11 protein-coding genes are annotated in these 10,636 nt (G+C 54.7%); 9 read left to right on the top strand and 2 right to left on the bottom strand.

All coding sequences use genetic code 11. The features are described 5' to 3' along the window. Positions 1 to 412, bottom strand: a 412-nt coding sequence (locus AABZ39_00660; GenBank protein ID MEK6793257.1) for a hypothetical protein, incomplete at its 3' end; no start/stop codon positions are given. A 260-nt stretch (positions 413 to 672) separates the two neighbouring features. Between AABZ39_00660 and AABZ39_00655 the strand changes: the two genes are divergently transcribed. The 8 genes from AABZ39_00655 to AABZ39_00620 all read left to right on the top strand — a co-directional run bounded on the left by AABZ39_00655 (position 673) and on the right by AABZ39_00620 (position 9,156). Continuing rightward, on the top strand, positions 673 to 990 hold the full coding sequence (locus AABZ39_00655; protein MEK6793256.1) for a hypothetical protein: 318 nt from the start codon (positions 673 to 675) through the stop codon (positions 988 to 990). Positions 991 to 1,034: 44 nt separating this feature from the next. Next, positions 1,035 to 1,448 (top strand): NUDIX domain-containing protein, encoded by a 414-nt coding sequence (locus AABZ39_00650; GenBank protein MEK6793255.1) that lies wholly within the window; start codon positions 1,035 to 1,037, stop codon positions 1,446 to 1,448. After that, the gene (locus AABZ39_00645) at positions 1,442 to 3,259 is read left to right on the top strand and encodes a U32 family peptidase (protein ID MEK6793254.1); all 1,818 of its coding nucleotides are present in this window, start codon (positions 1,442 to 1,444) and stop codon (positions 3,257 to 3,259) included. The genes AABZ39_00650 and AABZ39_00645 overlap by 7 nt, the downstream gene beginning before the upstream one ends. Before the next feature lie 73 nt (positions 3,260 to 3,332). Next, complete coding sequence (locus tag AABZ39_00640) at positions 3,333 to 4,136, top strand: sugar phosphate isomerase/epimerase family protein (GenBank protein MEK6793253.1); 804 nt, start codon at positions 3,333 to 3,335, stop codon at positions 4,134 to 4,136. Positions 4,137 to 4,218: 82 nt separating this feature from the next. Next, on the top strand, positions 4,219 to 5,373 hold the full coding sequence (locus AABZ39_00635) for a hypothetical protein (GenBank protein ID MEK6793252.1): 1,155 nt from the start codon (positions 4,219 to 4,221) through the stop codon (positions 5,371 to 5,373). Further along, positions 5,370 to 7,292, top strand: coding sequence for an FAD-binding protein (locus AABZ39_00630; GenBank protein MEK6793251.1), 1,923 nt, complete (start codon positions 5,370 to 5,372; stop codon positions 7,290 to 7,292). Before AABZ39_00635 ends, AABZ39_00630 begins: the two co-directional genes overlap by 4 nt. After that, positions 7,289 to 8,308: a uroporphyrinogen decarboxylase family protein gene (locus tag AABZ39_00625; GenBank protein MEK6793250.1), complete on the top strand. Its 1,020-nt coding sequence runs from the start codon at positions 7,289 to 7,291 to the stop codon at positions 8,306 to 8,308. Before AABZ39_00630 ends, AABZ39_00625 begins: the two co-directional genes overlap by 4 nt. A gap of 269 nt (positions 8,309 to 8,577) precedes the next feature. Then, positions 8,578 to 9,156 carry a class I SAM-dependent methyltransferase gene (locus tag AABZ39_00620; protein ID MEK6793249.1) on the top strand — a complete coding sequence of 193 codons (579 nt, stop codon included), beginning with the start codon at positions 8,578 to 8,580 and terminating at the stop codon, positions 9,154 to 9,156. On the opposite strand, the gene AABZ39_00615 is transcribed toward AABZ39_00620, so the two are convergent. Then, the gene (locus AABZ39_00615; protein MEK6793248.1) at positions 9,146 to 9,859 is read right to left on the bottom strand and encodes a hypothetical protein; all 714 of its coding nucleotides are present in this window, start codon (positions 9,857 to 9,859) and stop codon (positions 9,146 to 9,148) included. The genes AABZ39_00620 and AABZ39_00615 overlap by 11 nt on opposite strands. A gap of 314 nt (positions 9,860 to 10,173) precedes the next feature. On the opposite strand from AABZ39_00615, the gene AABZ39_00610 reads away from it, so the two are divergent. Further along, positions 10,174 to 10,635, top strand: a complete 462-nt coding sequence (locus tag AABZ39_00610; GenBank protein MEK6793247.1) for a division/cell wall cluster transcriptional repressor MraZ — start codon at positions 10,174 to 10,176, stop codon at positions 10,633 to 10,635. The last annotated feature ends 1 nt before the right edge of the window (position 10,636 follow it).

The following is a 10,636-nucleotide window of genomic DNA, read 5'->3' as shown; positions in this document are numbered from 1 at the left end:
CAAGACCCACGACACCGAGTAGGACTACGCAGCAGAACACGCAGAGTATGCGCACGAGTATCGTGTGATAGAAATCGACTATCGGCTGGGGGAAGACAACACCGAAAAAATGGGGGAAATGATAGAGCTTTTCGAGCAGGAAAGCCAGGAAACCCCAGAAGACGAATGCATGCAGTATGCCGGGAAGCGGACGCCCGCGTATGACGCGGTACTGGAACGCGACGTCGCGGATAAAGCGCCATGCCCGCGCGAATGGATGGTCTAAGCGGTTCGTCGGCTCGCCCTTTGCAACAAGCATGAGCTTTTGGACGAGGAATTGGATGAACAGTACGGTTGCCGAGAACATGAGGAAAGCGAGTGCGACACGCTCGATGAATGTCGGTGTGAATTCGACGAAAGACGTGAAATCCATGGCGAAACTCCGATGAATTGATTGAGCCGCGATTCTACCGCACGGTACATCAAAAGTCAATACGACGACAGGCGCGGATATTGTTGAAAAGCCGCCATATTCCATTTACAATACGTCCACGGGCATCAATATCTCATCGGAATAACGAAACAGCGGGTTGCAACCCGCTGTTCTCTGGTCTCATGGGTGTTCTCAACCGCATACTGGACAATTCGCATCTTTTTATTATTATACTGCCGCAATAGCTTAAGGATGAACCTATGATCACAGTGACCGTAGATGCCGGAATATGCGGCTTTGTGTCGACGATACGTGCCGAAAGCGATGATGGTCAGACCGTACGTGTTTCCATTGACTCGAAATGCGAGTCCGTGGCTGCGCTCGGACCTGAACTTGCCGCCTGTGATGCCTACTCCATCGCCTTCGCAAAATACGGCGCATCACCGGTATATCAGGCTGCAGACCGCCATTTCAAGCACGGTGCCTGTCCGGTCCCGGCTACCGTCGTCAAGGCGGTAGAAGCCGCGGCGAATCTCGCGCTTCCGAAAGATGTGATCATGAACATCGTCAAGCAATGAATATGAAAGTGAAGAGATGGATACGTCCCCGGGGATGATGATCGATGGCTGATATCAATAAAGTCGCTCTCCTTGTCTGCCGCGCCGGCGAATTTCTCATGTGCCGGAAGAACAATACGACATCGAAGCTGATACTGCCCGGCGGCACCATCGAGAGCGGTGAAAGCGATGTCGAGTGCCTTGAACGCGAGCTCTCAGAGGAGCTTGGCAATGTCACCGCGACCGGTCTTCTGTTCATCGGCGAGTACTCGGACATCGCGGCGAACGACGATGCGTCGATACGAAAGACGCTGTCGATACGATTGTATCAGGGTGCATTGATCGGGGAGCCGTCAGCATCGTCGGAGATAGCAGCGCTTGTGTGGTGCGGAATAGATCTCGATACGAAAGAGATGACGCCGATAATGAACAATAAGATACTGCCCGATCTGAATAAACGACGATTACTGCCGTGGTAGAAGTGAATTCAAACAAGATAGAGCTGCTTGCGCCCGCGAAGGACATCGATTGCGGAAAAGCCGCCATTGACTCCGGGGCTGATGCGGTATACATCGGCGGTCCGGATTTCGGTGCACGCAAGGCCGCGGCAAACACCGTCGACGATATCGCATCGCTCGTTTCATACGCCCATCGGTTCCATGTGAACGTATATGCGGCACTCAATACGATATTGAAGGATGATGAGATCGATGCTGCGGTCGATCTTATCAAACGATACCATGCGGCAGGCGTTGACGGCGTACTCATTCAGGATGTGGGTCTTCTCGAATGCGATCTCCCGCCGATCGCGCTTATCGCCAGCACGCAGATGGATAATAGCTCCCCCGGGAAAGTCGCATTTCTCGAGAAAGTCGGTTTTCAGCGTGCCGTGCTTGCCCGTGAACTCAGTATCGACGAGATACGCGCGATACGCTCGGCGGCACCGTCGATAGAGCTCGAATGTTTCGTGCATGGCGCGCTCTGCGTCGGTATGAGCGGACAGTGTTACATGAGTGTAAGCATGGGCGGCCGCTCGGGTAATCGCGGCGAATGCGCACAGCCGTGCCGAAAGCCCTATGAGCTCGCCGATGGCAGCGGGAAGCGCATCATGCATGGCTATCCGCTTTCGCTCGCCGATCTTGACCGCTCGCAGCATATCGAGGCGCTCATCGACAGCGGCGTAACATCGTTCAAGATCGAAGGGCGCCTTAAGGACAGGAATTATGTCGCGAACGTATGCGCGTTCTATCGGAATGCGCTGGACACGGTGCTCGCGAAAAAAGGGATGATGCGATCATCGTCGGGGCGGTCGACGGTCGAATTCACACCGAACGTGCACAAGACGTTCAATCGCGGCTATACCGATTATTTCATTCGCGGCGGGCGGGAACGCGCGGGATCGGTGCGTACGCCCAAAATGATCGGTGAGCGTGTCGGGGCCGTGCGGTCAGTTTCGCATAAGAGCATCACTCTCGATACGGACGCGGAATGCAACGCGGGGGACGGCCTCAGCTTCTTCGTCAATGATGAGCTTTCCGGCACTGCCGTAGAGGGTGCTCAGGGGAATACCCTCCGCGTCGGCCAGTCGACCGGGATGAAAGCGGGGATGGAACTGTATCGCAACCGTGATCACCGGTTCATCACGCAATTATCGAAGAGCAGGAATGAACGCTCAGTGGCCGTACGCATGACGATGAAGAACGTCCCTCAGGGTGTCGTGCTTAGTGTCTCCGATGAAGATGATATCTCAATAGAATATACATGGACGGGGGAATTGTCCGCGGCGGAAAAGAAGGACGAGGCGGAGGCGGTGATACGGAAACAGCTTATGCGTACCGGCGGGAGCGGATTTCACTGCACGTCCGTCGATATCGATTGCGATCGTTTCATTCCGGCATCCGTGCTCAATGCCATGCGCCGAGAGGCGTTATCGCTCCTTGTCGCCGAACGCGAGAAGAATCGTCCGCGGTTCGCCGGAAGCATTACGACGGATGATGCGCCGTATATCAGGAACGAGCTTGATCATACCGGCAATGTCCTCAATGAAAAGTCAAAGGCGTTCTATCGTCGCCACGGCGTTGGCCGGATCGGCGATGCTGCCGAAAGCGGGATAAGCATGGAAGGCAAGCGTGTGATGAGAACGCGCTACTGCATCCGCTATCAGCTCGATATGTGTATGCTCAACGGCGCTTCTGCGGAGCCGCTCTACCTGAAAGATGAAGAGGGGCATGTATTCCGTGCGGAATTCGACTGCGCCCGCTGCGGTATGGATATCTTCAAACAAAAATAGCGATGTCGTTTTTCTGCAACCGATGTCGTTTTCGGCCAAGACAAAATCTCGCACGCATGATATAGTAATATCCATGAAAGCAGGACTGTGCACCATAGCATTGCAAAAACACTCGGTGTTCGAAGCCATCGATATGGCGAAAGCGGCCGGCGCGCAGTCCGTTGAGATATGGGGCAAACCGCCGCACACACCGTACCCCATCGATGAAGCGCATCTTGCACGAGTGCGCATGCACGCACGGAATGCGGGGATCGCTGTAGCTGCATACGGTTCGTATTATAATGCGGGCGGTATGGTAGAGGTCAACGGCGCCACACTTACTGCGGAAGGCGAACTAGCGATAGCACGCGCGCTTGGTGCACCATGCATACGGATATGGCCCGGCAAGAAGGAGCAGAAGGACCTTTCGCCCGTGGACATCGATGCGGTGATCCGCGATATACGTGTCATCGGTGATAAAGCCCTAGCAGCGGGGATAGCCATTGTACTTGAACGCCACTGCAATACGATAACGAGCGCATGGGACGGCGTTGATGTGCTTATGAAGCGTATCGGTCATCCGAACATCTTTCTCAATTATCAGATACCGTATCCGTCATCGGCGGAGGATTACGAAAAACGAAGCGCGGACGATCATAAGACGCTCATGCCGTTCGCGCATCATGTGCACCTGCAGAATTATGTGCGCGATACGTCGGTGAGAAATCCGAAGCGCACGTTCCTTGCCGAGGGCGTCGTCGATTATGCGAAGTTCGGTGCGGCGGCGAAGGCCTCCGGTTTTACCGGGTATGCGATGGTGGAATTCCTGGCCGACAAAGCGGACATGAGCGAGACAGAATTGATCCGAAGGGATATCGATTTTATTCGAACGTTGTGAAGATCGGCTGCGGTATGAAAGAACAGCGGGTTGCATCCCGCTGTTCTCGGTATGATAGCGAAGCAATTACAGAGGACATCGTATGACGTATGAGCATCTCTTTTCACCTTGCGTGGTAGGCCCGCGTACCGCCCCCAATCGTTTCGTCTCCCAGGCGATGGAGGCCAATGACGGTGAGAACGGCGTTCCCGGCGAACGCGCGCGTGAACGCTATCGCAAACTTGCACGCGGGAAATGGGGTGTCGTCATTGTCGAGGCACTCTCGGTGAGCGAAACATCGCTTGCCCGTAAGAACGGCATGGTGATACAGAGGAAACATCTCGATGCGTACAAAAGGCTCGTCGATGAATACAAGCGTATCGATCCGGATTCGATCCTCCTCTTTCAGATAACGCATTCCGGCTATCGCAGCGGTTCATTCTCGGAAAAGACCGCGATATGCCCGGAGCACGAGAAAGACGCGCGCTACCTCTCCGCCGACGAAATAGAGTCGATACGTGAGGCTTTCGTCGAGGGCGTGCTCATCGCCGAGGCCGCGGGTGCTGACGGTGTGGATGTGAAATCGTGCCACGGTTATTTCGGCGCGGAAATGCTTCGCCCGGCGAATACACGCACGGACACGTGGGGAGGGGGTTTCGAGAACCGCACGCGATTCCTCCGCGAGAGCGTTGAGGAGATGAAGGCGAAAATACACAACCGCTCATTCGTTCTCGGCTCGCGATTGTCGCTCTATGAAGGGATACGCGGCGGCTGCGGTACCGTCGGCAAGGATGAGATCGTCGAGGATCTCTCGGAGATGTTCGATGTGATACGTCTTATGGCAAAGCTCGGCATGCACTATGTGAACGTTTCCGCCGGCATTCCCGCTGCGACGCCGGACATCACGCGGCCCACCGCGCCGTCGAAGCATCTGCAGCTCCATCACCTGCGCTACACGAAAGCGGTAAAAGAACTGAAACTCCCGCTCGCCGTATTCGGTTCGGCATATTCGTTCCCAAAAGCGGATTCGCTCACGCTTGCCGAGGAGATGATATCCAAGGGCTACACGGACTTCGCCGGATGGGGCAGACAGTCATTCGCCGATCCGCTCTTCCCGGACAAGGTGAAGCGCGGAGAGAATGTGAATTACTGCACCGCATGCTCAGGCTGCACCAAGCTCATGCTTGCGCAGGTGAATGACGGGTGTATCATGTATGATGAGTATTATAAAGGACTGATGAGAACGATATCGAAATGAAGCTCTTCGGCAAGACCATAGCTGTCGACACGCATGGCTATGATGCGCTCATCATCGGCAGCGGTGCGGCGGCATACAACTGCGCGGTGCACCTCTACGATCTCGGCGTGACCGACATTGCGATCGTCACTGAAGGACGCCGCATGGGAACTTCGCGCAACACCGGGAGCGATAAGCAGACCTATTACAAGATATCTGTCGGCGGCACGGCTGACGACAGCGCACGGCGCATGGCGGAGACGCTTTTTGCCGGCGGGGCTATGGATGGCGACACCGCGCTCTGCGAGGCATCCCAATCGCTCGCGGAATTCTTTCATCTGACATCGATCGGCGTACGTTTTCCGTTCAACCGCTTCGGCGAATATGCCGGATACAAGACCGACCATGACCCGCGCGAACGGGCATCATCCATCGGTCCCTACACATCGAAAGTGATGACCGAATGCCTTGAGCGCGAAACAGCAAAGCGGAAGATACGCATCATCGATCATACCCGCGTGATAAAGCTTCTCACCGACGCGCGGTCGAACACGGCCTTCGGGGTGCTCTCGCTGAAGAAGAAGACCGCCCCCACGGTACACTGCGCGAAGAACATCGTCTTCGCTACCGGGGGACCCGCGGGCATGTATGCGAATTCGGTCTATCCATTGTCGCAGTTCGGCGCATCCGGCGTGCTTGCCGCGGAAGGCGTGCGTTTCCAGAACATGAGCGAATGGCAGTACGGGCTCGGTTCGACGAAATTCCGCTGGAACCTTTCCGGAAGCTATCAGCAGGTGATGCCCCGCTATGTTTCCATCGATGCCAGCGGCACCGAACGTGAATTCCTCAACAACTATTTCGATTCCGTCGAAGCGCTCTCCGAGGCGATATTTCTCAAAGGCTATCAATGGCCGTTCGATGCGAAGAAAATAACAGACCGCGGCTCATCGACTATCGATATCGCCGTGTATATCGAACGCCATGTTCGCGGGCGCGAGGTCTATCTCGACTTCATGAAGGATCCATCCGGTGATGACCGCATCGGGAAATTCAGCATCTCGCGCATCGGCTCTCTCGCGCATGATTATCTTGCCAAGTCGGATGCGCTCGGGGTCACGCCGCTCGCACGTCTCAAAGCGCTCAACCCGAGATCGTACGAATTGTACCGCGACCATCACATCGATCTTGCGAAGGACTATCTTGCCATGGATGTTCTCGCGCAGCATCACAACGGCGGTGTTGCGGTCGACCACTGGTGGCGGACTTCCCTGAAGCATCTTTTTGCCGTCGGCGAATGCGCCGGTACGCACGGCGTCTACCGTCCCGGCGGGGCAGCGCTCAACGCAGGCCAGGTCGGCGGATTGCGCGCGGCGTCATTCATCGCCGGTACGATCAAGAACGATAACCCAGTCTTGAAGAAGCGGACATCGATCAGCGAGCTCATAAAAAAGAACATCGCGGCACTGAAGGTCTCGGGCAGCATGGGTTTCGATGCTTCCATTGCCATTGATATCCAGAAAAAGAACTCGCTTTATCTTTCTTTTATTCGCTCACGCAGCGAAATCGGAAGCCACCTGAGCGAGCTTGCTGCAAAAGAACGGACGCTGCTGGATACGAAGGTCAGCCCGGAGAATGCGTACGCCTATTTCCGTACCCGTGAGCTTATCGCTCTTTCCCGGATGCTTGCCGCATCGATCATCGAATATATGGATAATGGCGGTGTTTCCCGGAGCGGCTATGTCCTCGTGAATGACCGTACGCGCATTCATGATGTGCTTGCCGAGAGTGCGAAGCCAGACCCCCGCGCCGATACCGTGCAGGAAACATCCTATGGCTCGGAGATCAACGTGAGTACACGGCCTCGCCGGCCGATACCGGAAGCGAACGCCTGGTTCGAATCCGTCTGGCGCGAGTTCGATAATGGAACGGTCTTTCAATGACGCCGTTCGAACGCATGCAGAAGACCGTTGCGCGCAACAATGACGGCACGCCGCTTTTCTCTCCTGCGATCTACGACATGAAACCCGCGCTTGCTGGAAAGCCGGCGCATCTCTTCGGACAGAACGCGGACGATGTCGCCCTTGCGATGAGCCGTGAATTGAACGAGCTTGGGAACGATGTGCTCATCTCCGCGTACGATATTTACAATGTCGAAGCGGAAGTGCTCGGCTGTACCGTGCACCGCTCGGCCGATATACCCATGCCGAAAATAACTGCCCCTGTCATCGATTCGCTCGCGGATATCGGAGCGCTCGCGTTGCCGCGGTCGCCGCAGGGGCGCATGCCGGTATTCATCGAAGCAGCCGCTGCCGCCGCAAAGGGGTGCCCCGGGGCGGTCATTGCCGGCAGCATCAGCGGACCGTTCTCGATCGCATCGCATGTGTACCCGAAAGAAAAGCTCCTTATCGATATGATGATGGACCCGCATGCGGTATCGAAGCTCCTTCGCATGTGCACCGACACCGTTCTCGTCTATGCGCGCGCCTTCGCCGAACGAAGCATAGGCGTGTTCGTGTTCGATTCATTCATCGCCCCTCCGCTGCTCTCCCCTGAGCTCTATCGTACGCTCGTGCTGCCGCTCCATAAAGAGATCATGGTGTCGGCAAAAGCGTACGGCGCCCCGATGACCGCGCTCATTTCCGGCGGCAATACACCGCCGATATTCGACGATATGAAAGCCTCAGGCGCCGATCATTTCATCCTTGATTATCCCGTGCCCATTGACGAGATGAAACGCATACTCAGCAGCACAAACGCGGCGATACGCGTGAACATCGATCCGCAGGTCATTTCCGAAGGCACACCCCAGACGATAGGATCGCATATGAAGGATTTCCTCTCTGCGCTCGGGCATCACCGGAATCTCCTTGTCGGATCCGGCATACTCCCCATGCACACACCGGTTGTGAACATTCAGGCGGCAAAACGCGCACTGATGGAATGCTACCCGAAGTGAGGCTTTATGCCGTACGGCACCGTCATCTGTGATCCGCGTGAGTGAATTTTTTTGTAGGTGAAATGCTCTGATCGATTGACGCCAAATTAAGAGGGATAGACACGAATTGCACGAATAACCACGAATAATTCGTGGAAATTAGTGTAATTCGTGTCTGGCTGCTGATTCCGGCCGCATGCAATTATTTCGCTGCGTTACCACAATAGAAAGTCACACACGTGAACCGCTTCGCCGTTGCACACGGCAAGCTTCCGTGATATAGTGAGGGCATGGGATTCAAGGACTTCTTCAGCATACGCCGCTTCCGCACAAAAAGCGGCAATTGGAACGCCGAGTATCGTGAAGGGCAATGGGATTATCTCGATAAAGAGGGGATGCGCTACCGCGCTCTTGCCGGGACGATAGCATCGCTGGGAAATGATACCGATATCCTCGATGTCGGCTGCGGTCCCGGCATACTGCTCAACTATCTGTCCGCGTATCGATCGTATCTCGGTATGGATATTTCGCGCGAGGCGATACGTCGTGCGCCCAAGCGCGAACAGGCATCCTTCGCCGTTGCATCGGTGGAAGCGTTCACGACCGACAGGAAATTCTCCGTTATCATCTTCAATGAGCTCCTGTATTACTGTGACTATCGTTCCATCATTCCGCGCTTCGCCGCCTTTCTCGCCCCCGGCGGAGCGGTGATATCATCGGTTTTTGTCTCGTATCCGCAGAAGCCGGAAACGGTCGAAGGCATAGAGTGCTCGCTGAATGAACAGTTCAGCCCCGTGCGCCGCTCGATGATGAAGGAAAGCGAGAAAAAAGAATGGCTCATGCTCGTGCATCGATCGCTTACTGCGTAGAGCGGATCTTCTCGTACAGGTATCGTCCGATCACTATGGGGCGGTCATTGCTTGCATGCCAATTGGTCGATGTCATGCTCCACGCATAGCCGATGATGGCATTGCTTCTGGCGAACAGCCGTATCGTACCGATGCCTATGCCGCTGTCATTGGACCGAACATCCTTCCTTTTCGCACGCGTATCATCTTTGCCGTGCGGGCTTTCCGTGCTGTCGATGACCGATAATGCGTACTGCTCGGCATCCGGGACTGTCGGCGTGCGGGGCTTCATCGTTTTCGGGGCCGTATTGACCAGCATGACATGGCCCGTATTCGTATCGCCGGTCTGCACCATGCCGCGCGGATAATATATCGCGATAATATCTCCCTCTGCAATATCGAGGATATTGGTGATCTTCAGAAAATACTTCATACGGTCTATCGTACGATACCAATCCCGTGCTTTCGGCCATTTCTTCCCGAACACGGCAAGGAGTCCCGCATCGCTCTTCAGATACGACCGTGTCCAGAGCTCATTAAGAAGCGACGAGCAATCGGCGCTGACAACGGCGCTGCCGTTCGATGACGGCCATTGGATGGCCCTCTCGTGGGCGTATCGATTCTTTTCCGGGATGATCGCTTCGGTAAGGAGCCGTGCATTACTCAGATGCGGTACGGCATAGAGTGTGGTGATCAGGAGCAGCAGGATCGAAAAAACACGCATGTCCGTATTGTATCCGAAAGCAATGAATGCGACAACAAGAATATCAAACAAAGAATGATGCAATAATAAGGCAATGTAGCAACAACGAAATTATGATCAGGTCATTTTTTTCGTGTTTTTCGTTACTTTCGTTGTTACTCATGTTTTTCATGGTTGCTGTTGGCAGAATGACGACTGTGGGTGGGAATACAAAAAATACGATTTACTATTGACAAAAGTGGGGGAAAGTGTTATACTGGCAATGAATTTTGGTAAAAAGTGGTCTTTGACAACATGTCTGGGAGGGAGAGCAACATTCAAAGAACGGACTACGCATGAGAATTTTTATCGGGGAGTACACGCATACCATCGACGAGAAAGGGCGGATAGCCGTACCGTCGAAGATGCGTGACGAAAAAGAGAAGACGTGGATAGTCACGAAGGGTCTTGACCGTTCGCTTCTGGTATATCCGGAGGCGAAATGGACGGAGATCATTTCGGCCAGGATAGCCACGTTGAACCCTATGATCGCGGAAAACCGTATTTTCATACGCACCTTTGTGTCGCCCGCCGTTGAAGCCGAAGAAGATAAAGTAGGCCGCTTATATATCCCGCAGAACCTGTTAGCGTATGCGGAGATAGAGAAGGAAGCGGTGTTCCTCGGCGCCATCTACCGGATAGAGCTTTTCTCTATAGCGAATTACCGCGAATATGAGAAGAACCCGGAGGCGTATATCGATGCGAAGCGCGGTGCGTACGAACGTATCACCGAAAAGATGAAGGATATCGGCCTTTAGG

The organism is Spirochaetota bacterium, from assembly GCA_038043445.1.
Lineage (GTDB): Bacteria > Spirochaetota > Brachyspiria > Brachyspirales > JACRPF01 > JBBTBY01.
This window is presented reverse-complemented; position numbering and strand designations above follow the sequence as displayed.